Origin of the sequence: Corynebacterium mucifaciens, from assembly GCF_012396315.1 — a bacterium.
Taxonomy (GTDB): domain Bacteria; phylum Actinomycetota; class Actinomycetes; order Mycobacteriales; family Mycobacteriaceae; genus Corynebacterium; species Corynebacterium mucifaciens.
This window is the reverse complement of record NZ_JAAXPF010000008.1, coordinates 107,204-129,187: the sequence shown is the minus strand read 5'-3', so window position 1 is coordinate 129,187 and position 21,984 is coordinate 107,204. Positions and strand designations below refer to the sequence as shown.

Below are 21,984 nucleotides of genomic sequence, written 5' to 3'. Positions count from 1 at the left end.
ACACTTCCCGGGCAGATGAGCCGGCTAAAAACCTCTCGATCGCACCATCGCGGATATCAGATGGAAATGCTGCGGGCATCGGAATACCTTTCAGCCCCCACCACTCCAACTTTTTGTCCGCGCTCCCAACCGGGAATAGCTGGGTCCTTGTAGCTGGATTCTCAGATCGGGGCGGCCGCCTTCAGCGTGGCGCTACCGCGCGGAGCGGCGACGGCGCCGAGTAGCGGCGGGCTCCCACGCGACTACTGCGGTGGAGCGGGGCACGTGGACGAGCTCGCCGCCCCGGCGCGAGCCCGACTGCAATTGCTGCCGCAGCTCCTCGTTGTGGCCGCGCTGGGTTTCCAGCTCGCCTTGGAGCTCTTCGATCTGCTCGGAGAGCTCGATGATGGTCTTGATGCCGGCGAGGTTGACCCCTTCTTCCTGCGAGAGGTGCTGGATGCGGCGCAGCATGGTGATGTCTCGGCGGGAGTAACGGCGCCCGCCGCCCTTGGTGCGCATCGGCGTGACCAGGCCAAGCCGGTCGTAGGTGCGCAGGGTCTGCGCATGCATGCCGGTGAGCTCGGCGGCGACGGAGATGACGTAATACTCCTGGTCTTCAGCCATTAGTGACACCTCCTTCCAGGGCTAGAGCCCAGCCCACCCGGCGCGCGGGTCGAAGCCGGAGTCCTTCTCGGCTTGGGCGTACGCGCGCAGGGCGGACGTGGCTGATGGGTCCAGATCCTTGGGCACCTTCACCTCGACGGTGACGAGCAGGTCGCCCGCGGCCCCCGACCGCTTCGGAATGCCGCGGCCTTTCACGCGCAGCGTGCGCCCGTTCGGGGTGCCCGCCGGGACTTTCACCTTGACCGGGTTGTCCAGGGTGGGCACGGCAATGGTGGCGCCCAGAGCGACCTCAGAAAAGGCAACCGGGACGGTGACTTCAAGGTCGTCACCGGAGCGGGTGAACACCTCGTCGCTGCGCACGTGCACGGTGACGAACAGGTCGCCGGCGGGAGTGCCGTTCGGGCCCGCCTCGCCTTGGCCGGCGAGGCGCACCTTTTGGCCGTCGATCACCCCGGCGGGGATGCGCACCGTGATGGAACGGGTGCGACGCACGGTCCCCGTACCGCCGCACGTGGGGCACGGATCCTCGATCACCTCGCCGGTGCCGCCGCAGTTGGTGCACGGCCGGGCCATGCCGAACGCGCCGGAGTTCTCGCGGATGTAGCCGGAGCCGGAGCACACCTGGCAGGTGTGGGTCTTGCCGTCCTTGGACCCGGAGCCGTGGCAGGTGGTGCACGGCGCGTCGCCGGTGAGCTCAACCGGGATGGTCGTGCCCTTGGCGGCCTCGCGGAAGTCGAGGGTTATTTCCGTTTCGACGTCGGCCCCCCGCGACGGCCGAGCGTTCCTGCCAGCACCGCCGCGGCCGCCAAAGAAGCCACCGAAGATATCACCAAGGCCGCCGTCTCCAGCTTGTCCACTAGCGGCTGATCCGAAGATGTCGGAGAGGTCGAACTCCGCCTCCGTGCCGCGAAACCCTCCGGGAAAGCCGGAGCCTCCTCCCCGCCCGAAACGGCCGAAGCCGCCCGAGCTGATCATGGATTTCAGCTGGTCGTATTCCTTGCGCTTTTCCTCGTCGCCGACGACGTCGTACGCCTCGGCCACCCGCTTGAACTTTTCCTCGGCCTTTTTATCGCCGGGGTGGGAGTCGGGGTGATTCTCGCGCGCCAGCTTGCGGTAGGCCTTCTTAATGTCCGCGGCGCTTGCGGACGAGCTCACGCCCAAGTCGCCGTAATAATCCTTATCGGCCCATTCTTGCTGCATCGCCATCTCACACCCTCCTTTCGGTTGTCAGAGTGTTGCGTCTGTCTCGTTAACGTTTGTTCACTAATTATCTAAGTACAAAAGCCGGGGACGAGGCCGCGTGGGTCGCGCTACCTCATTCCCCGGCCCTGAATTCCGAGCGAGTTGTTACTCGGTGGTGCCAGCTTCTGGCTCGCCAGCCTGCTCGGCGGGATCTGCGATGATCACCATGGCGTTTCGTACCAGGCGGTCACCGATCATGTAGCCCTTGCGCAGCACCGTGCCCACGACTTTGGAGTCGCCCTGGGACAGATCCTGCACTGCTTCATGAATCTCCGGATTGAACTCGTCGCCTTCGGCGCCGAACTCGGTGATGCCCTGGCCGCTCACGATGGCACGGAACTTGTCGGCAAAGGCCTTCATCGGGCCCTCGGAGAGATCTCCGTGCTGCTCTGCCAAGTCGAGATCGTCCAGCAGCGGCAGCAGCTGGGTCGCGAATTTCGCCTTGGCGTTGTCGCCGGCCTGGCTACGCTCGCGCTCGGTGCGGCGGCGGTAGTTGGCGTACTCGGCGCTCACGCGTTGCAGCGATTCGGTGCGCTCTGCGAGCTGCAGCTCAATGTCGCTGACCGCGCCGTCGCCGTCCGCGTCGGGGTTGACCTCCGCGTCGGCGATTTCCGCCGCGCCCTCCAAGTCCGCGTCGGCAGCTAAGAGGGGGTCCTCGTCCGTGGCGAGCGCCTCGGACTCCGCGGCCTCGTCCGCAAGCGTTTCCGCTTGGTCAGGGGACACGTACTGCTCGTCCGTGGCCTCGGGGGCTCCCGGGTCGTCGGGCATCTGCTCGTTGTACGGGTTCGTCATCAGACGTCGCCTCCTGTTCGCTGGTTCGGGTTACTTGTTGTCGGACTCGGATGCGTCGTCGTCCTCGACGACCTCGGCGTCGACAACATTGTCGTCGCCAGCCGGCGCGTCAGCCTGGGTAGCGCCCTCGTTGGCCTGCGCCTCGTAGAGCGCGGTGCCCATTGCCTGGGACTCGGTGTTCAGCTTCTCCACTGCAGACTTGATGGCATCCAGGTCGTCGCCCTTCAGCGCCTCGTCCACAGCGTCAGCAGCCTCGGTCACGCGGCCCTTGACGTCCTCCGGCAGCTTCTCGCCGTTCTCGTCCATGAACTTGCGGGTCTGGTACGCCATCGTCTCCGCGTTGTTGCGGGTCTCCTGCTCCTCGCGGCGCTTCTTGTCCTCGTCCGCGTGAGCCTCGGCGTCCTTGATCATGCGCTCGATCTCTTCATCGGAAAGGCCGGAGCCCTCCTGAATCTTGATCGTGTTTTCCTTGCCGGTGGCCTTGTCCTTGGCGGACACGGACACGATGCCGTTGGCGTCGATGTCGAAGGTGACCTCGATCTGCGGCACACCGCGCGGCGCCGGAGCGATGCCGGCCAGCTCGAAGGAGCCGAGCAGCTTGTTCGCGGACGCGATCTCGCGCTCACCCTGGAAGACCTGGATCTGCACCGACGGCTGGTTGTCCTCGGCCGTGGTGAAGGTCTCGGAACGCTTGGTCGGGATGGTGGTGTTGCGCTCGATCAGCTTGGTCATCACGCCACCCTTGGTCTCAATGCCCAGGGACAGCGGGGTGACGTCGAGCAGCAGCACGTCCTTGACGTCGCCGCGCAGCACACCTGCCTGCAGTGCAGCACCGAGGGCCACAACCTCGTCCGGGTTCACGGACTTGTTCGGCTCCTTGCCGGTGAGCTCCTTGACCAGATCAGACACGGCCGGCATACGGGTGGAACCACCGACGAGGACCACGTGGTCGATATCGCCGACGGACATGCCGGCGTCTTTCACCACCTGGTTGAACGGGGTCTTCGTACGGTCCAGAAGGTCGGAGGTGATCTTCTGGAACTCGGTGCGGGTCAAGGTCTCGTCCAGGAACAGCGGGTTCTTTTCGGCGTCCACTGTGATGTACGGCAGGTTGATGGATGCCTGCTGGGCGGAGGACAGCTCAATCTTCGCCTTCTCCGCGGCCTCGCGCAGACGCTGCATAGCCATGCGGTCCTTGGACAGGTCCACACCGTTCTGGGACTTGAACTTATCTACGAGCCACTCAACGATGCGGTTGTCCCAGTCGTCGCCGCCGAGCTCGTTGTCGCCGGCGGTTGCCAGCACCTCGACAACACCGTCGCCGATTTCCAGCAGGGACACGTCGAAGGTGCCGCCGCCGAGGTCGAAGACCAGAATGGTCTCTTCCTTCTCGTTCTTGTCCAGGCCGTACGCCAGCGCCGCCGCGGTCGGCTCGTTGACGATGCGCAGCACGTCAAGACCCGCGATCTGGCCAGCCTCCTTGGTGGCCTGACGCTGGGCGTCCTCGAAGTACGCCGGGACGGTAATCACGGCCTCGGTGACATCCTCACCCAGGTACGCCTCCGCGTCGCGCTTCAGCTTTTGCAGGGTGCGGGCGGAAATCTCCTGCGGGGTGTAGGTCTTGTCGTCGATGTTGACGGTCCAGTCCTCGCCCATGTGGCGCTTGACGGAGCGGATAGTGCGGTCAACGTTGGTCACCGCCTGGTTCTTCGCGGACTGGCCAACCAGCACCTCGCCGTTCTTCGCGAACGCGACGACGGACGGAGTGGTGCGGGATCCCTCAGCGTTTGCGATAACTACCGGCTCACCGCCCTCGAGGACGGAGACAACCGAGTTCGTGGTGCCGAGGTCGATACCAACTGCACGTGCCATAAGAGTGATTCCTCCTGTTGAAATGTGGTTTATCAGTAAGTTGATGTGCTGTGACTCAACTCAACGGCCACCACTATAACACCGGCGGCGACGTTCTTGAGTCTGTCGCACTCATGGGTAACAACGGGCACATCTCCAAACTTGTTCCCGCCGCGCGCAACTTTTTCCGTTTCTCCAGCATAAAACCCCAAAACACCCTCCGGCTGCGGGGCAACCGGAGGGTATTCGTCGATAGGCAGCCACTTAGAACAAGCCCGTCTCCTGCTCGGAGTAGGAGACGAGAAGGTTCTTGGTCTGCTGGTAGTGCCCCAGCATCATCAGGTGTGTCTCGCGGCCGATACCGGATTGTTTGTACCCGCCGAACGCCGCGTGCGCGGGGTAGGTGTGGTACTGGTTCACCCACACGCGACCAGCCTGGATGGCGCGGCCCGCCTTGTACGCCGTGGTGCCGGAATCGCGCCCACACGCCGGCGCCCAGGCCGTAGATGGTGTCGTTGGCGACGCGGATGGCCTCGTCAAAATCCTTGAACGTGGTCACGGACAACACCGGGCCGAAGATCTCCTCTTGAAAGATGCGCATGTCGTTGGTGCCTTTGAACACCGTCGGCTCGATGTACATGCCATTTTCCAGGCCTTCGATCGTGTTCACGCCGCCGCCGGTGAGCACCTCAGCACCCTCCCGCGGGCCGATCTCCAGGTACTCCTGGATCCTGTTCATCTGCTCGGCGGAGGCCTGGGCGCCCATCATCGTCTCGGTGTCCAGCGGGTTGCCGGTCTTGATTTGCTTGACGCGCTGCACGCCGAGCTCGAGGAACTCGTCCGCGATGGATTCTTGCACGAGCGCGCGCGACGGGCAGGTGCAAATCTCGCCCTGGTTGAGCGCGAACATGGCGAAGCCCTCGATTGCCTTCTGCTTGAAGTCGTCGTCCTTGGCAAAGATGTCCTCGAAGAACAGCGCCGGGGACTTGCCGCCGAGTTCGAGCGTAACCGGGATGATCTTGTCCGCTGCGGCCTTGTTGATGATCTTGCCCACCTCGGTGGAGCCGGTGAACGCGATCTTGGCAATGCGGTCCGAGCCGGACAGGGCCGCGCCGGCCTCCGCACCCATGCCATTGACGACGTTGAGCACGCCCGCCGGGATAAGATCGCCCACCAGGTCCATGAGGTAGAGGATGGACGCCGGGGTTTGTTCCGCGGGCTTGAGCACGATCGCGTTGCCCGCCGCCAGCGCCGGCGCGAGCTTCCACGCGGCCATGAGCAGCGGGAAGTTCCACGGGATGATCTGGCCCACCACGCCCAGCGGCTCGTTGAAGTGGTAGGCCACCATGTCTTCGTCGATCTGGCTCAAGCGTCCCTCTTGCGCCCGGAGGGCACCTGCGTAGTAGCGGAAGTGGTCGATTGCCAGAGGGATGTCGGCGGCGAGCGTTTCACGCACGGCCTTGCCGTTTTCCCACGTCTCCGCGACCGCCAGTTCTTCCAGGTGCTCTTCCATTCGGTCCGCGATCTTCAGCAGCACCCGCGCGCGGTCTTGTGGCGAGGTCGCGCCCCAGGCGGGCGCGGCCTTGTGCGCGGCGTCGAGAGCAAGGTTGATGTCCGCTTCCTTGCCGCGCGCTACCTGGCAGAACACTTCGCCGGTGACGGGGGTGATGTTGTCGAAGTACTCGCCGTCCACCGGCGCGACCCAGTCACCGCCGATGTAGTTGTCGTAGCGCTCGCGGTAGCGGACGTTGGAGCCTTCGGTGCCGGGGTTGGGGTAGACGGTCATGTCGATGCCTTCCTATTGGGTTCACACTCGGTAGGTGAGTGTGTCCTACACTACACATCAACGGGAAAGTGGCGCTAGACATCTTTGAAAGTTGTTGGTCTCCGGGCCTCTCCTCGCGGGCAATAGCCTTGACATCTGACACAATGACCGGGTGACCGAACACAACAACAACGAGTACGTGGGCGCGCTGGACACCGCGGTTGACGATGTGCAGATGTTGCCCACCCCGGCCGACGCCGCCCAGGAGCTCTCCAAAGAGCCCATTGACCGTGGCGACATCATCGCCTCCGACGGCCGTACCGCCGCCGCGTGGGCGCTGCGCTTCATCATCATCGTCGCCGCCACGGCCATCCTGCTCTACCTGCTCAAATGGGTGTGGATGGGGCTGCTCCCCATCTTGCTGGCGCTGATCATCGCCACCGTGCTGTGGCCCCCGGTGCGCTGGATGCGCAAGCACAAGGTGCCTGCCGCGCTTGCCGTATTCATCACCCTCATCGCCGCATTCGGCATTATCGGCGGCATCATCGCTGCCATGGCTCCGACGGTGAAATCGCAGGGCACCGAACTGGGCCGGCAGGCGGAACAGGGCGTCAACCAGATCATCGACTGGCTGAAGCAGCAAAACTTCACGTTCCTGGAACCGGAGCGCATCCAGCAGGCCGTCGACCAGGCCGAGACGTTTGCCAAGGGGCAGGCCTCCAACATCGCCTCCGGTGTCTTCTCCGGCATCGGCGTCATCACCTCCGCCGGCACCACCCTCGCGCTGACCCTGGTGCTGCTGTTCTTCTTCCTCAAAGACGGCGACCGCTTCTTGCCGTGGTTGCGCAAGTACACCGGTGTGCGCGCAGGCTGGCACCTCACCGAGGTATGCATGCGCTCCTGGAACACGCTGTCCGGCTTTATCCGCACCCAGGCCATCGTTTCCATGGTGGACGCGGTGTTCATCGGCCTCGGCCTGCTGTTCCTCGGCGTGCCGCTGTGGCCGGTCCTGGCGGTAGTGACCTTCTTCGCCGGCTTCATCCCGATCGTCGGTGCGGTGTCCGCGGGCGCCCTGGCCGTCATCGTGGCGCTTGTGTCCAACGGGTTCATGAACGCCGTGTTCGTCCTCATCCTGATCATCGCCGTGCAGCAGCTCGAGGGCAACGTCCTCTCCCCCGTCCTGCAATCCCAGGCGATGGGCCTGCACGCCGCTGTCGTCCTGCTCGCGGTCGCCGTCGGCGGCACACTGTTCGGCATCGTCGGCGCCTTCTTGGCCGTGCCAGTGGCAGCCGTCGCCGCCGTGTGGCTGCGCTACTGGGCGGAGATGGTGTCGCTGCGCTCCGGCGAAATTACGGCCGACGAGATATCCATGGCCACCCAGCAAACCCAGACCATGGATTCCAAAGAGACCTTCCTCGCCGTCCGCGACCACATGATGCGCATGACCAAGCGCGACAGGCCGAACACCAAGGTCCCGGTGAAAAAGGGCCTCGGCTCCACCCGCGTTCCCCTCAGCGACGAGGCAATCACAACCGATCCCGACACCGAGGTCCCAGGACGCACCCGCGCCCTCGAAGACAAAGAATAGGTACGGTGGGAGTCGCAATTACTTATCTACGAAAGGACGTACCCGTGGCTGAATTGAACGGCAAGAACATTGCGATTATCGCTACCGATGGTTTCGAGGACGCTGAGCTGACCTCCCCGAAGGACGCTGTGGAGCAGGCCGGCGCGACCACCAAGGTCATCTCCACCGAGACCGGCGAGATTGAGGGCAAGAAGGGCGCCAAGGTTGCTGTCGACGCCAAGACCGCCGACGCAACCGCCGACGAGTTCGACGCCCTGATCCTCCCCGGCGGCACCGTCAACGCCGACGCTATCCGCACCGACGCCGACGCCGTCGCACTGGTGAAGGCATTCAAGGACGCGGGCAAGCCGATCGGCGTTATCTGCCACGGTGGCTGGATCCTCACCGAGGCGGACCTGATCAGGGACGTGAAGCTCACCTCCGTGGCCAACGTTAAAACCGATCTGATCAACGCTGGCGCTAACTGGGTCGACGAGGAAGTTGTGGTCGATTCCGGCTTTATCTCCTCCCGCACCCCGGATGACATCCCGGCATTCAACGCCAAGCTCATCGAGGAGTTCGCGAAGTAGTTCGCCAACTGCGTAGCCCGCTGGCCCCGTGCCAGCGGGCTTTCTTTTGCGCCTACCACGTGCGGATCTGCTAGCTCACCCAGGACGCTACTAGCACATCCGCGTCTTGCTGCAAGTCATGTTCAATACCACCTGGGGAAACGCAAAGCTGGACGTTTGATCAGCTAGTTGGTCGCTGGGGCGAACTAGCAGATCCCACGCGGGCGCTCGGATCGTCTAGTGGCTCCGGCCTTCCACTAGACGATCCGCCCGTTAGCGACAATCAGTTTCATCATCACCTGGGAAAACGTCTCAGCGACTGCGCGATGCTCTAGCAGGGTAGCGCAAGCCGCTAGACGATCCGGCTCAGTCGATGCCGAGGGCGACCTTAACCAGGTAGGCCGCGAAGGTGGGCAGGTCCACCAACGCGTCGGCGGGGAGCTCAGCTGCGGCGGGAAGCTCGGTAGATCCGGCGACCAGTGCAGCCAGCTCCTCCGGGTCTTGGGACAGACCAAGTTTTTCCGCGCCCTGTAGGGCCTTTTTGTCAAAGACCGGGGCGAGCTCCGGCCAGACCCCCTGCGCCTCGCGCGCGAACATGGTGGCGCATGCGGGACCCACGCCGTCGAAGACTTGCAATGACTTCGGGGCGGTGTTGCGGAGGGTGCGGAGGTCGGCGGAGTGCTCGTCGATAAGCAGTTGCGACATGGAGCGCAACCGGGTGGCGGAGGACTCGTCGTATCGCGCGTAGCCCGCTGCCCCGAAAATGCGGATGAGCTGGGAGCGGGGCGCGGCCGAGAGCTTCTCGGGCGTGGTCAGGCCAGCCTCGAAGAGGCCCCGCGCGGCATCGACGGCGACGGTGGCGCGGATGGGTTTCGCCTGCAGCATGCAGAGGACGAGCAGCTGGAATAGAGGCGCGGGCTCGTCGGCGAGCTGGATGCCAGCGTCCTTAGCGAAGGTGCTCACGCAGCGCCTGCTCAAGCTCGACGCGGGCGCGCTCCAAGGCGGCCTCCCAGACCTCGGAGGCGGACTCGTCGGCGGAGTCGGACACCTGCTTGAGCAGCGTCAGCGGCACGCCGAACGTGGAGCAGACCGCCGCGAGCGCGTAACCCTCCATGTCCACGAGCTGGCATTCGCGGGCGAGCTCGTCGCGCAGGTCGGAGCGGTTGACAAACGCGTCGCCGGTGGCGAGCTTGGCCTTGGGCAGGTCGGTCAGCGGCTCGAAGGTGAACCAGCGCGGGTAAACAAAGTCGGTGATCTCGGATGTGCCGCCGACCTTGAAATCGTGCTTGACGGCGTCGGAGACCTCGTAGACGCCGGGGGCAAGGTCCACCAGGGCGCCTGCGGTACCGACGTTGATCACGCGCGACGGCAGCGGGCCCTCGGAGAGGCGGCGGGTCAGCGCAATCGCGGCCGGCAGGGTGCCGATGCCGGTGACAAGTACCTCGTGGTCGCCGCCGGACATGATGTCCGCGGCTTCCTCTTTCATCGCTGCGACAATGAGCAGATCAGACTGTTTTCCAGACATAGCTGCCTATCGTAGGCGCGCCGGCTCCGGGTCCACCACCGTCGCGCCCTCGCGCTCCCCGGCGCTACGGGAGTTCTCACGCGCTTTGAGCACGCCGCGCACAGACAGCGCCGCACCGAGGACCAGCACGGCGATCCGTACGAAAGTGAGCCCCTCGGTGACGCCCAAGAACTTCAGCACCACCGGCAGGTTGAGGAAGAGAATCAGTGTGCCCACCACGCCGCCGAGCGCGATTGGGTTCATGCGGGTGACCACCCACGCGGCGATCGGTGCCGCGATCACGCCGCCGGCCAGCAGCGCCAGCACGGCCGCGAGGTTGGCCACCAGGTCTTGCCACATGCCGATTGCGAACCCGAGGGTCGCCGCCAGGGTGACCAGGAACTCCGCGGTGTTCACGGTGCCCACGATGCGGCGCGGCTCCGCGCGCCCCGCGGACATCAGCGTGGAGGTGGTCACCGGCCCCCAGCCGCCGCCGCCCGTGGCATCGACGAACCCGCCGAACAGCCCCAGCCCGGCCAGGAAGCCGCGGGAGTGCGGCTTGGCCGACAGCTTGCGCTGGGTCAGCCCCCGGGCAAACCGCAGCATCAGGTTCAGGCCGATCACGGCGAGGATGAGCGACATCACGGGCCGCGCTGCCTCGGTGGACAGGCGCACCAGCAGCGTGGAGCCGAGGAACGCGCCGATAGCGCCGGGGATGCCGATGGCAAACGCCGTGCGCCAGTCCACGTTGCCGAAGCGCGTGTGGGCTACGCCCGAGGCGAGGGTCGTGCCCAATTCGGCGGTGTGGACAACCGCGGACGCGGCGGCCGGGGATAGGCTGACGAGCGCAATGAGGATGGTCGTGGAGGTGACGCCGAAGCCCATGCCCAGGCCGCCGTCCACCAGTTGGGCGGCGAGGCCCGCCACCGCGATGAGCAGCAGTGTTTCGAGTTTGTACATGTCAGGCGTCTTTCTCTACGGCGGCGCGGTATCGCTCGGCGACAACGCCCGCAAGATCGGTTGTAAGGGGCCCGGATGCTGTGAGGTGCGCGGGGATCCGGTCGAGCAGCGTCCCGTGCGTGACAAACAGCGGGAGCACGCGCGTCTGCTTCTCGACGAACCTTCGGTCTCCCCCGGTCGCCGGCACCACCGCCACGTCGATCCCGGCGCGGCGCGCGAGATCGTCAGCCAGGCGGCGGTAGTTTGCGGCCTGCTCGGCGTCCAATGTGCCGACGGGAAACAGGGTGGCGTGGGGGGCCGAAGGGGCGTCGATACGCAGACGCTGATGGAGGACATCGGCGATGTCGGCGCCGGTGCCCAGGGGCTCGGCGAGGACGAGGTCGCAGTGGGCGCGGGCCTCGTCGAGGTGGCGCGGCACGTCCACCTTCGCGTGGAAGGCGCGGGTGAACAGCAGCGGCACGACCACGGCGCGGGGGCTGTCGAGGGCCGCCGCAGCCTCAGCGAGGCTGGGTGTGTCGAACTCCAGGTGGGCGTCGGCCCATTCCACGCCAAGCTCCGCGGCGGCCGCTTCGGTGAGCGCGCGGATGCCCTCCTTGGCGCGCGGGTGGCGCGAGCCGTGGGAGAGGGTGATCAGCGCGGTCATCGTCGTCTCCCCGCTAGCGCAGCCGGGTGCCGACCAGGCCTGCGGCCAGCGTGTTGCCGGACGACTGGTCCACCAGCAGGAAGTTACCCACCGCACCGCGTGCGGCGTAGGGCTCCACGGGCAGCTCGTCGGCGGTCTGGATGGTCACGTGGGCGATGTCGTTGAGCGCAACCGCCTCGGGGGCGGTGTTGTCGCCGGCTGCGCCGTCGAGGTCCAGCACGCGGTCCACGCTGGCCACGCGGGCGCGCACGAACGCGGTGCCGATGCGCAGCTTGACGGCCTGGCCTGCGCGCAGCTCCTTCTCCGTCAGGCCCACCACGGTGGCCTGGAACTCCCGCGTGTCCGCAGGCCGGGTCTGCGAAGCCAGGAGGTCGCCGCGGGTGAGGTCGATCTCGTCCGCCAAGCGCAGCGCGATGGAGTCCCCTGCGTGTGCGGTCTCCACCGGGCCGTCGGAGGTGTCGATGCCGGCGACGGCGGTCGTGCGTCCGTTCGGCGCGAGGATCTCGTCGCCCACCGAGACGGCACCAGCGTTGACGCGGCCCGCGTAGGCGCGGTAGTCCGACGCGTGCTCGCGCAGGACATACTGGATGTTGAAGCGGAAGTCCAAGTCGTCGGCGCGGCCGTGGGTGACCGGGATGGTCTCCAGCAGCTCGAGTACGGTCGGGCCCTCGTACCACGGGGTTTCGTCGCTACGCTCGGCAACGTTGTCGCCCTTCAGCGCGGAGATCGGCACCACGTGCGGGTCTTCGATGCCCAGCTCGGCGGCCTTGGCGTCGAAGGCCGCCTTGATCTCGTTGAAGGTGTCCTCGGAGTAGCCGACGAGGTCGATCTTGTTCACCGCCAGGATCACGGTGCGCACCCCCAGTAACTTCGCCACGGTGAGGTGGCGGATGGTCTGCTCCACCACGCCGTTGCGGGCGTCCACCAGCAGCACGACAACCTGGGACGTGGACATGCCGGTGACGGTGTTGCGGGTGTACTGCACGTGCCCCGGGGTGTCGGCGAGGATGAACGTGCGCTTGTCGGTGGCGAAGTAGCGGTAGGCCACGTCGATGGTGATGCCCTGCTCGCGTTCGGCGCGGAGGCCGTCGACAAGCAACGAGAGGTCCAGGCCCTCGAAGCCGCGGTCGGCGGAGGTGCGCTCCACGGAGGCGAGCTGGTCCGCCAGCACGGACTTGGTGTCGTGCAGCAGGCGGCCGACGAACGTGGACTTGCCGTCGTCGACGGAGCCCGCGGTGCACAGGCGCAGCGTCTGCCGCTCCGCTAACGCCTCCGTCGCTGACGCGCCGGAGGGGAAATCAATCGTGGTCATCAGAAGTAGCCTTCCTTCTTGCGGTCTTCCATGGCGGATTCGCTCAAGCGGTCGTCCGCGCGGGTGGCGCCGCGCTCGGTGAGGGTGGAGTTGGCGATCTCGACGAGCACCTCGTCGATCGTGGTCGCGTCCGAGTCCACCGCGCCGGTGCAGGACATGTCGCCCACGGTGCGGTAGCGCACGCGGCGGGTCTCAAGCTCCTCGCCCTCGCGTGGGCCACCCCACTCGCCGGGAGTGAGCCACATGCCGTCTCGGCCGAAGACCTCACGGTCGTGTGCGAAGTAGATGGACGGCAGCGCGATGCCGCGCGCGCCGATGTACTCCCACACGTCCGCTTCCGTCCAGTTGGAGATGGGGAACACGCGCACGTTTTCGCCCGGCAGGGTGGCGCCGTTGTACAGGTCCCACAGCTCGGGGCGCTGGCGGCGCGGGTCCCAGCCGCCGAAGGAGTCGCGCACGGAGAAGACGCGCTCCTTCGCGCGGGCCCGCTCCTCGTCGCGGCGCGCGCCGCCCAGCACGGCGTTGTAGCCGACCTCGGCGATCGTCTCCACCAGCGGGACGGTCTGCAGCGGGTTACGGGTGCCGTCGGGGCGCTCCTGCAGGTCGCCGCGGTCGATCCAGTCCTGCACGTGGGCAACGCGCAGGCGCAGGCCGTGCTTCTCCACGATCTCGTCGCGGAACTGGATCACCTCGGGGAAGTTGTGCCCGGTGTCAACGTGCAGCAGCTCGATCGGCGCCTTCGCTGGCGCGAAGGCGAGCATGCAAAGATGCAGGACCACGCAGGAGTCCTTGCCACCGGAAAACAGTAGGCCGATTTTGTCGAACTGCCCGGCCACCTCGCGGATGATGTGGATGGACTCGTTCTCTAGCTCTTTCAGGTGCGGCGACAGCTCAGGTGTCTTGGTTGCCTCAGTCATGGTTCAACAGCTCCTTTATTCGTGCAGGCCGCACTCGGTCTTGGATGCGAACGCCCAGCGCCCGGCGCGCGGGTCCTCCCCCTCTGCCACGGGAAGCGTGCACGTGGCGCAGCCGATGGAGGGGTAGCCCTGGCGGGTCAGCGGGTGGATGATCAGGTCGTTGTCTTCCTCGAAGGCCTCCGTGTCCTCCAGCGACCACGTCACCAGCGGGGAGATCTTCAACCGGCCGGTGCCGTCCAGGCTCAGCGCCGGCGCCTCGGCGCGGGTGGGGCCGTCGGCGCGGCGCAGGCCGGTGACCCAACCGGCGTACGGGCTCATGTGCACCGCCAGCGGCTCGACCTTGCGCATGCGGCAGCACGCGCCCGGTGCGCGCAGGTACAGGTTCGGGCCGTACACCTTGTCCTGCTCCGGGCGCGAAAGCTGGGCCTTCACGCGCACGAGCTCGTGGTCCGGGTACCGCGCCTCCACCTTGTCGGCGACCTCGAGGGTCTCCGGGAAGTGGTACTCGGTGTCCAGGAACAGAAAGTCCGCGTCCGGCAGGTGGCGCTGGGCCAGCTCCGCCAGCACGGTGTTTTCCATGGACAGCGTCACCACCAGCTTGCCGGGGGCGTACTCGTGGGCCCACTCCAAAATGTCGGTGGCCGAGGCGTCGTAAAGCTTGGGCGCCCACTCCTCCACGAGCTGGGCGTTGCGCTCGGCGACGTCCTCCGGCAGCGGAGCGGTCTCCTTTGGCCCTTCGGGGCTGATCTCCGGGTCGCGGTAGTTCGCGCCCGGCTGGTTAAGCAGGTTGATCATTGTTTGGGTCCTTCATTACTGCGGTGTGTCCGTGCCGGGCCAGCGAGGCCTGCAGCGCCTCTTCCGTCGAGGGCGCCGGCGCGTGGGGGGTGTCCGGGTCGTCCTGGCCGTGGTACTTCACCTCAAAGACACGCAGGCATTCGCCGCACTTCCAGGCAAAGTCCGTCTCCTCGTTGGGCCAGAGCTCCTCGCCGCCACAATAGGGGCAAAACGAGGGGAAATTGCGGTTCGGATTGGGCGTGCGGCGAAAGCTCATCGCAAATCGGCCTCATCCGCGCGCACAACCCACTGGCGGAAGGTTTCGCCCTCCTCGCGGTGGTCGACGTAGTGCTGCACCACGCGCGTGACGTAATCCGTCAGCTCCGTGGACAGCACCTTGTGGCCGCGTAGCTTGCGGCCGAAGTTCGCGCCCTCGCCGACCGTGCCGCCCAGGTGCACCTGGAAGCCCTCGACCTTCTCGCCTTCACCGTTCACCACCATCTGACCCTTGAAACCGATGTCGGAGACCTGGTGGCGGGCGCACGCGTTGGGGCAGCCGTTGAGCGAGATGGTGATCGGGGAGTCCAGGTCGCCGAAGCGCTCCTCCAGCTCATCTGCGAGCTCGATCGCGCGGGACTTCGTGGTCACGTGCGCGAGCTTGCAGTACTCCAGCCCGGTGCACGACAGCAGGCCGCGGCGGAACTCGGAGGGGTTGGAGTACAGGCCCATTTCCTCCAGATCGCCCTGCAGCTTCTCGACGTCCTCCGGTGCGACACCGAGCAGCAGCAGCTCCTTGAACGGGGTGAAGCGCAGATCGGTGACGCCGTAGCGCTCGGCCAGATCCGCCACGGCGATGAGCTGTTCGCCGGACATGTGCCCCAGCGTCGGCTTGACGCCAATGTAGCACTTGCCGTCCTTCTGCTCGTGCACGCCGATGTGGTCGCGGTCGATGAGGTTGTTGGGCGCCTTCGGGCCGTCCGGGAGCTTGTAGCCCAGGTAGTCGTCCTCGAGGACCTGGCGGAACTTCTCAATGCCCCATTCGGCCACCAAGAACTTCAGGCGCGCGCGGTTGCGCAGGCGGCGGTAGCCGTAGTCGCGGAAGATGCGCACCACGCCCGCCCACACGTCCGGCACCTGCTCGAGGGTGACAAACGCGCCGAGGGACTGCGCCAGCATCGGGTTCGTGGACAGGCCGCCGCCGACGTAGCACTCGAAGCCCGGTCCCAGTTCGGGGTGCTCGACGCCGATGAACGCGAGGTCGTTGATCTCGTGCACCACGTCCTGGCGCGCATTGCCGGAGATGGCGGTCTTGAACTTGCGCGGCAGGTTCTGGAACTCCTCCGCAGTGACGATCTCCTGGATCTTCCGGATCGCCGGGGTGGCGTCGATGATCTCGTCCTTGGCAATGCCAGCCACAGGCGAGCCCAGGATCACGCGCGGGACGTCGCCGCACGCGTCCCAGGTATTCAGGCCGTTTGCCTCGAGCTTCTCCCAGATTGCCGGGACGTCCTCGATGCGCACCCAGTGGAACTGGATGTTCTGGCGGTCCGTGAGGTCCACCGTGGAGCGGGCGTAATCGCGCGAGAGCTCACCCACCGCGCGGGCCTGCGCGGTGGAGCAGATGCCGCCGTCGAAGCGGATGCGCATCATGAAGTACTTGTCTTCCAGGACGCTGTTGTCCTCGCCCGTGAACTCTCCACCCAAGTTCTGCTTGCGCTGGGTGTACAGGCCGAGCCACTTAAAGCGCGGGTACAGGTCCTCGCGGTCGATGGAGTCGAAGCCGCCCTTGGAGTAGGTGTCGATCACGCGCTGCTTCACGTCCAGGACCGGAGACTCCTGCTTGATCTCCTCGTCGTGGTTGAGCGGAGCTTTGCCGTCGACAAGCCACTGCCCCTCCGGCTTCTTGGCGCGGGGTCGAGCTTTCGTGGGTGCGCCCATTGCGTCTCCTCACATAGACAGATTGGTTCATACCCGGGAGTTCCGGAGGTGTTGGCAGCTAAGTGTGCCGGACTACTTTGTCTAATACAACCGGCCCGGCAAAAGTGCCGGTAGAAGCGTTGAATGTAATGTTGCAGCGACGCCAGCGGGCCGTTTTGCGGTCAAACGAATGAAAATCGGCCGAAGTTTAAGACAGCTCTGTCTGTGCGCTATAGTGTCCTGCAACAACGAACCCATCCGCGAAAGGACTTTTGTCTTATGAGCTTGCGCGTCGCCGTAGTTGGCGCCGGCCCGGCCGGTATCTACGCCTCCGACCTGCTGATTCGCAACGAGGAACACGACATCCACGTGGACCTGTTCGAGCAAATGCCAGCCCCCTTCGGCCTTATCCGGTACGGCGTGGCCCCCGACCACCCGCGCATCAAGGGCATTGTGAAGTCCCTGCACAACGTGCTGGACAAGGACAAGCTGCGCCTGATCGCCAACGTCACCGTCGGGCGTGACGTCACCATCGACGACCTGCGGGACTACTACGACGCCGTGGTGCTCTCCACCGGCGCCGTGCGCGACCGCGAGCTGCTCATCCCGGGCGGCGACAAGTCCATCGGCGCCGGCGAGTTCGTCGGCTTCTACGACGGCAATCCCCGCTTCGAGCGCGACTGGAACCTTGAGGCCAAGGAAGTTGCCGTGGTGGGCGTAGGCAACGTGGCCCTGGACGTCTCCCGCATCCTGGCCAAGACCGGCGACGAACTGGCCGTGACCGAGATTCCGGACAACGTCTACGAGTCCCTGAAGAACAACAAGGCCGAGACGGTGCACATGTTCGGCCGCCGCGGCCCCGCCCAGGCGAAGTTCACGCCCAAGGAGCTGCGCGAGCTCGACGGCTCCGACACCATCCAGGTGCTGGTGGACCCGGAAGACATCGACTACGACGAGCTGTCCGAGCAGGTGCGCCGCTCCGACAAGTCCGTCGACCTAAACTGCCAGGTGCTGGAGCAGTACGCCATGCGCGAACCGGACGGCTCGCCGCACAAGATCTACATCCACTTCTTCGAGGAGCCGGTGGAGGTGCTCACCGAGGGCGACGCCATCGTGGGCATCCGCACCGAGCGCCAGGAGCTGGACGGCAACGGCGGCATCCGCGGCACCGGCAAGTTCACCGACTGGCCGGTCCAGCAGGTCTACCACGCTGTGGGCTACCGCTCCGAGCCCGTGGAGGGCGTGCCCTTCGACCTGCAGCGCCACGTGATCCCCAACGACGGCGGCCACGTCCTGGTCTCCGCCGACGAGGGCGCGGGTGTCGAGGACAAGCTCTACGTCACCGGCTGGATCAAGCGCGGCCCGATCGGCCTGATCGGCAACACCAAGTCCGACGCCAAGGAAACCACCGACATGCTCGTCGCCGACGCCGCGGCAGGCCGCCTCGCCGCCCCGTCGCACACCGGCGCGGACGACATCTTCGATCTGCTCCGCGAGCGCGGCGTGGACTACGCCACCTGGGAAGGCTGGTACAAGCTGGACGAGGCCGAGCGCGCCCTCGGCGCCGCCGACCCGAACTTCCCGCGCGAGCGCAAGAAGATCGTGGAGTGGGACGAAATGCTGGGCCACTCCCGCGCCGGCCAGTAGGACCTCGCGGCGGGGCACGGATCGTATAGTGCCCGGGCTCCGCCGCTAGACGATCCATCTCTTAACGGCAACAAGTTTCAACACCACCAGCGAAAACGCGCTCCGCTCGGGCGAATCGTCTAGCAGGCAGTCCGCACCGCTAGACGATCCGACTAACCCACTACTCGCGCCCCTCCCCTGTCTAGGATTGCCCCGGGCAACGAGAAGAAGGGGCATACGTGGATCTCATCCGTCTTACCGCGCGCTTCGGCAAACCCTACGCCGGCCAATTCGCATTGGTCATCGCGTTACAGCTGGTCACTACCCTGGCCACGCTGTATCTGCCGGACTTGAACGCGGACATCATCAACAACGGCGTCGCGCAAGCGGACGTGCCGTACATCTGGCGCGTGGGCCGCACGATGCTGCTGGTTGCGCTGGTCCAGATCGTGGCGGCCATCGGCGCGGTGTGGTTCGCCTCCCGGGTGGCCATGCAGACAGGCCGGGACATCAGGGCCGCCGTCTACGACCGGGTCTCCGGTTTCAGCAGCGAGGACATGGCCCGCTTCGGCACCGCCACCTTGGTCACCCGCGGTACGAACGACGTACAGCAGGTGCAGATGACGTTCCTGCTGTTCATGAACTTCATGGTCGCCGCCCCCATCATGGCAATCGGCGGCATCATCATGGCCCTGCGCCAGGATGCGGGGATGTCCTGGCTTGTGGTCACGGCCGTGGTCGTGCTCGCCGTCGTGGTGGGCATCATCGCGGCAATCCTGATGCCGCTGTTCAAGCAGATGCAAAAGCGGCTGGACGCAATCAACGGCCTGCTGCGAGAGCAGATCGCAGGCATCCGCGTGGTGCGCGCGTTCGCCCGCGAGGACTACGAGGCCGAGCGGTTCACGGACGCGAACCAGCAAATCACCAAACTCAGCCTGAACATCGGCCGTGTGTTCGTGACCATGTTCCCGGTGATCATGCTCATCCTCAACCTCGCCACCGCGGCCGTGCTGTGGTTCGGCGGCCACCGCGTGGACGACGGGCTGGTGGAGGTCGGCTCGCTCACCGCGTTTATGCAGTACCTCATGCAGATTCTCATGGCGGTGATGATGGGCGTGTTCATGCTCATGATGCTGCCGCGAGCGCTCGTCTGCGCGGACCGCGTCGAGGAGGTGCTCGCGGAGGAGCCGGCGGCGGAGGGGACCGAAGGGGCGTCGATAGGCAAGGGCATAGGCAGGGGCGTTGTGCGTTTCGACGGCGTCTCCTACACCTACCCAGGCGCCGAGCAGCCGGTGCTGGAAGACATCACGTTTGAGGCGCGCCCGGGCACGACGACGGCGATCATCGGCTCCACCGGCAGCGGCAAGACCACGCTTGTGGGGTTGTTGCCCAGGCTCTACTCCCCGACGGCGGGCAGCGTGCGTATCGACGACCATCCGGTCTCCCACATCCGGCGCGAGGACCTGGTCAAGGCCGTCGCGATGGTGCCGCAGAAGCCGTGGCTGTTCTCCGGCACGGTGGCGTCGAACCTGCGCATGGGCAAGCCGGGTGCCACAGATGAGGAGCTCTGGGCGGCGCTACGCACCGCGCAGGCCGACTTTGTCGAGGACCTGGAGATGCCAATCGCCCAGGGTGGCACCAACGTCTCCGGCGGCCAGCGCCAGCGCCTATGCATCGCGCGCATGCTGGTGGCGGACCCGAAGGTGTACGTCTTTGACGACTCGTTCAGCGCGCTCGACGCGACTACGGAAGCAAACCTCAACGCGGCAATGCGCGACACGGTGCGGGAACGCACCGTGATTGTGGTGGCGCAGAAGGTGTCCTCGATCCGGAACGCCAACCAGATTTTGGTGATGGAGGCCGGGCGCATCGTCGCCCGCGGCACCCACGAGGAACTGTTGCAGACGAGCGAGACGTACCAAGCAATCGAACGCAGCCAGGCGGAGGTCGACGCATGAGCGAAAAGCATGCAACCGAGCTGAGCGAAGAGCAGCTCGCCGAGTACGAAGAGAAGATGGCGGGAGACGACTACTCCAGCAGCGCTCCACGCAAGGCCAAGCAGTTCTGGCCCTCCGCGAAGCGCTTGCTGGGGCTCCTCGCCCCGTACAAGGTGGCGCTGACCACGGTGTTCCTCATGAACGCGGTGTCGGTGTTTCTGGCCGTCTACGCCCCGCGCGTGATGGGCCGGGCCATGGACGTGATCTTCTCCGGCGTGGTGTCCAAGCAGATGCCCCCGGGCACCACCAAAGAGCAGGCCGTGGAGGGGCTGCGCGCGGCGGGCCAGGACCGTTTTGCGGACATGGCCGGCGCCATGGACCTCAACCCGGGAAGCGGCATCGACTTCGACCGCCTGCGCGAGCTGATCGTGCTGGTGCTGGTGCTGTACGTGGCGGCGTCGCTACTCATGTGGGCCCAAGGCGCGATTCTGAACCGGCTGGTCATGAACGCCGTGTTCAACCTGCGCGAGCGCGTGGAGGCCAAGATCAATCGTTTGCCGCTGAGCTACTTCGACACCCGCCAGCGCGGCGACGTGATGAGCCGCACCACCAACGACGTCGACAACGTGCAGCAGGCGCTGCAGCAGTCCTTGTCGTCGCTGTTCAACGCCGTGCTCACCGTGATCGGCATCATCATCATGATGGTCGCGATCTCCTGGCAGCTCGCCCTGGTTGCGCTGCTGGCCATCCCGCTGACCGGGTTGGCGATGGGCCTGGTGGGCACGCGCTCGCAGAAGCAGTTCACCACCCAGTGGAAGGCCACGGGCGATGTCAACGGGCACGTGGAGGAGTCCTTCTCCGGCCACGACGTCGCCGTCATCTTCGGGCGCACGGACCAGCTGCGCGAGCAGTTCGACGAGCGCAACGAGGAGCTCGCCGGGGCTGCGCAGAAGGCGCAGTTCCTGGCCAACTCCATGCACCCGATCATGCAGTTCATCTCCTACCTGTCCTACGTGGCCATCGCGGTGCTCGGCGGGGTGAAGGTGGCCTCGGGCAAGCTCACGCTCGGCGACGCCACCGCGTTCATCCAGTACTCGCGCCAGTTCAACCAGCCGCTGGGTGAGATCGCCGGCATGATGCAGATGCTCCAGTCCGGCGTCGCCTCCGCCGAGCGCGTCTTCGAGCTTCTCGACGCCGAAGAGGAACGCGCCGATACGGCTCAGACGCGTCTCGCCGGCCGCGTGGACGGGCGCGTCGAGTTCAAGGACGTCTCCTTCGATTACGGGACGGAGCGCAGCGACGCTCCCCCGTTGATCCAGGACCTCAACCTGCGCGTCGAGCCGGGCCAGACCGCGGCCGTCGTCGGCCCCACCGGCGCTGGCAAGACCACGCTGGTCAACCTGCTCATGCGCTTTTACGACGTCGATTCCGGCTCGATCACCTTGGACGGCACGGACATCCGGGACCTCTCCCGCGGAGCGCTGCGCGGCCAGATTGGCATGGTGCTGCAAGACGCGGTGCTGTTCAAGGGCACGATCATGGACAACATCCGCTACGGTCGCCTGGACGCCACCGACGAGGAGGTCATCGAAGCGGCGAAGGCCACCTACGTGGACCGTTTCGTGCGCTCGCTTCCAGACGGCTACGACACCGAGGTCGACCAAGACGGCGGGTCAGTCTCCGCCGGCGAACGCCAGCTGATCACGATCGCGCGCGCATTCCTGTCCCAGCCGGCGTTGCTGATCTTGGACGAGGCGACGTCGTCGGTGGACACCCGCACCGAGGTCATGGTGCAGCAGGCTATGAACGCGCTGCGCTCCAACCGCACCTCCTTTGTCATCGCCCACCGGCTTTCCACCATCCGCGACGCGGACGTCATTGTGGTGATGGAGGACGGCCGGATTGTGGAGCAGGGTTCGCATGCGGAGCTCGTCGCTAAGCAGGGGGCGTATTGGCGCCTGCACCAGTCCCAGTTCGCCGGTTAACTGACAGCTTTTTCACACGT

The 21,984-nt window shown here is 65.8% G+C and carries 18 protein-coding genes and 1 pseudogene; 5 read left to right on the top strand and 14 right to left on the bottom strand.

All coding sequences use genetic code 11. The features are described 5' to 3' along the window. Nucleotides 1–192: 192 nt before the first annotated feature. The 5 genes and pseudogenes from HF989_RS08275 to exaC all read right to left on the bottom strand — a co-directional run bounded on the left by HF989_RS08275 (nt 193) and on the right by exaC (nt 6,274). On the bottom strand, nt 193–603 hold the full coding sequence (locus HF989_RS08275) for a heat shock protein transcriptional repressor HspR (protein ID WP_038613133.1): 411 nt from the start codon (nt 601–603) through the stop codon (nt 193–195). Between the two features lie 21 nt (nt 604–624). Beyond that, a complete protein-coding gene (gene dnaJ, locus HF989_RS08270) occupies nt 625–1,809 on the bottom strand; it encodes a molecular chaperone DnaJ (protein WP_168685542.1) in 1,185 nt (394 codons plus the stop codon). A 141-nt stretch (nt 1,810–1,950) separates the two neighbouring features. Continuing rightward, the gene (gene grpE, locus HF989_RS08265) at nt 1,951–2,637 is read right to left on the bottom strand and encodes a nucleotide exchange factor GrpE (RefSeq protein WP_168685541.1); all 687 of its coding nucleotides are present in this window, start codon (nt 2,635–2,637) and stop codon (nt 1,951–1,953) included. A 30-nt stretch (nt 2,638–2,667) separates the two neighbouring features. After that, entirely contained in the window at nt 2,668–4,509 is a 1,842-nt protein-coding gene (gene dnaK / locus HF989_RS08260; RefSeq protein WP_038613139.1) for a molecular chaperone DnaK, read from the bottom strand. A 243-nt stretch (nt 4,510–4,752) separates the two neighbouring features. Beyond that, nucleotides 4,753–6,274: pseudogene (exaC, locus tag HF989_RS08255) on the bottom strand (acetaldehyde dehydrogenase ExaC). Nucleotides 6,275–6,488: 214 nt separating this feature from the next. On the opposite strand from exaC, the gene HF989_RS08250 reads away from it, so the two are divergent. Together HF989_RS08250 and HF989_RS08245 are read left to right on the top strand one after the other, a co-directional pair. Continuing rightward, a complete protein-coding gene (locus tag HF989_RS08250) occupies nt 6,489–7,841 on the top strand; it encodes an AI-2E family transporter (protein ID WP_168685558.1) in 1,353 nt (450 codons plus the stop codon). A gap of 44 nt (nt 7,842–7,885) precedes the next feature. Beyond that, nucleotides 7,886–8,410, top strand: a complete 525-nt coding sequence (locus HF989_RS08245) for a DJ-1/PfpI/YhbO family deglycase/protease (RefSeq protein WP_168685539.1) — start codon at nt 7,886–7,888, stop codon at nt 8,408–8,410. 345 nt (nt 8,411–8,755) lie between these two features. Here the strand turns inward: HF989_RS08245 and HF989_RS08240 are convergent, their stop codons facing one another. The 9 genes from HF989_RS08240 to HF989_RS08200 are packed head-to-tail and all read right to left on the bottom strand — an operon-like array spanning nt 8,756 to nt 16,437. Further along, nucleotides 8,756–9,352, bottom strand: a complete 597-nt coding sequence (locus tag HF989_RS08240) for an HhH-GDP family DNA glycosylase (protein WP_210729110.1) — start codon at nt 9,350–9,352, stop codon at nt 8,756–8,758. After that, complete coding sequence (locus HF989_RS08235) at nt 9,336–9,914, bottom strand: nucleosidase (RefSeq protein ID WP_038613145.1); 579 nt, start codon at nt 9,912–9,914, stop codon at nt 9,336–9,338. The genes HF989_RS08240 and HF989_RS08235 overlap by 17 nt, the downstream gene beginning before the upstream one ends. 6 nt (nt 9,915–9,920) lie before the next feature. After that, nucleotides 9,921–10,853: a sulfite exporter TauE/SafE family protein gene (locus HF989_RS08230; RefSeq protein ID WP_168685535.1), complete on the bottom strand. Its 933-nt coding sequence runs from the start codon at nt 10,851–10,853 to the stop codon at nt 9,921–9,923. A gap of 1 nt (nt 10,854) precedes the next feature. After that, nucleotides 10,855–11,496 (bottom strand): sirohydrochlorin chelatase, encoded by a 642-nt coding sequence (locus HF989_RS08225; protein WP_168685533.1) that lies wholly within the window; start codon nt 11,494–11,496, stop codon nt 10,855–10,857. Between the two features lie 13 nt (nt 11,497–11,509). Then, on the bottom strand, nt 11,510–12,808 hold the full coding sequence (locus HF989_RS08220; RefSeq protein ID WP_168685532.1) for a sulfate adenylyltransferase subunit 1: 1,299 nt from the start codon (nt 12,806–12,808) through the stop codon (nt 11,510–11,512). Then, entirely contained in the window at nt 12,808–13,725 is a 918-nt protein-coding gene (gene cysD / locus HF989_RS08215) for a sulfate adenylyltransferase subunit CysD (protein ID WP_168685530.1), read from the bottom strand. Before cysD ends, HF989_RS08220 begins: the two co-directional genes overlap by 1 nt. Before the next feature lie 15 nt (nt 13,726–13,740). Continuing rightward, nucleotides 13,741–14,520, bottom strand: coding sequence for a phosphoadenylyl-sulfate reductase (locus tag HF989_RS08210; RefSeq protein WP_168685528.1), 780 nt, complete (start codon nt 14,518–14,520; stop codon nt 13,741–13,743). Beyond that, nucleotides 14,504–14,776 (bottom strand): hypothetical protein, encoded by a 273-nt coding sequence (locus tag HF989_RS08205; RefSeq protein WP_084768318.1) that lies wholly within the window; start codon nt 14,774–14,776, stop codon nt 14,504–14,506. Before HF989_RS08205 ends, HF989_RS08210 begins: the two co-directional genes overlap by 17 nt. Beyond that, nucleotides 14,773–16,437 (bottom strand): nitrite/sulfite reductase, encoded by a 1,665-nt coding sequence (locus HF989_RS08200; protein WP_168685527.1) that lies wholly within the window; start codon nt 16,435–16,437, stop codon nt 14,773–14,775. The genes HF989_RS08205 and HF989_RS08200 overlap by 4 nt, the downstream gene beginning before the upstream one ends. 258 nt (nt 16,438–16,695) lie before the next feature. Here HF989_RS08200 and HF989_RS08195 point away from each other — a divergent pair, with 258 nt between their 5' ends. From HF989_RS08195 to HF989_RS08185, 3 genes are all read left to right on the top strand, one after another. Continuing rightward, nucleotides 16,696–18,063: an FAD-dependent oxidoreductase gene (locus tag HF989_RS08195; protein ID WP_168685524.1), complete on the top strand. Its 1,368-nt coding sequence runs from the start codon at nt 16,696–16,698 to the stop codon at nt 18,061–18,063. 218 nt (nt 18,064–18,281) lie between these two features. Further along, entirely contained in the window at nt 18,282–20,000 is a 1,719-nt protein-coding gene (locus tag HF989_RS08190; protein WP_168685523.1) for an ABC transporter transmembrane domain-containing protein, read from the top strand. Continuing rightward, the gene (locus tag HF989_RS08185) at nt 19,997–21,964 is read left to right on the top strand and encodes an ABC transporter ATP-binding protein (protein ID WP_168685521.1); all 1,968 of its coding nucleotides are present in this window, start codon (nt 19,997–19,999) and stop codon (nt 21,962–21,964) included. Before HF989_RS08190 ends, HF989_RS08185 begins: the two co-directional genes overlap by 4 nt. The last annotated feature ends 20 nt before the right edge of the window (nt 21,965–21,984 follow it).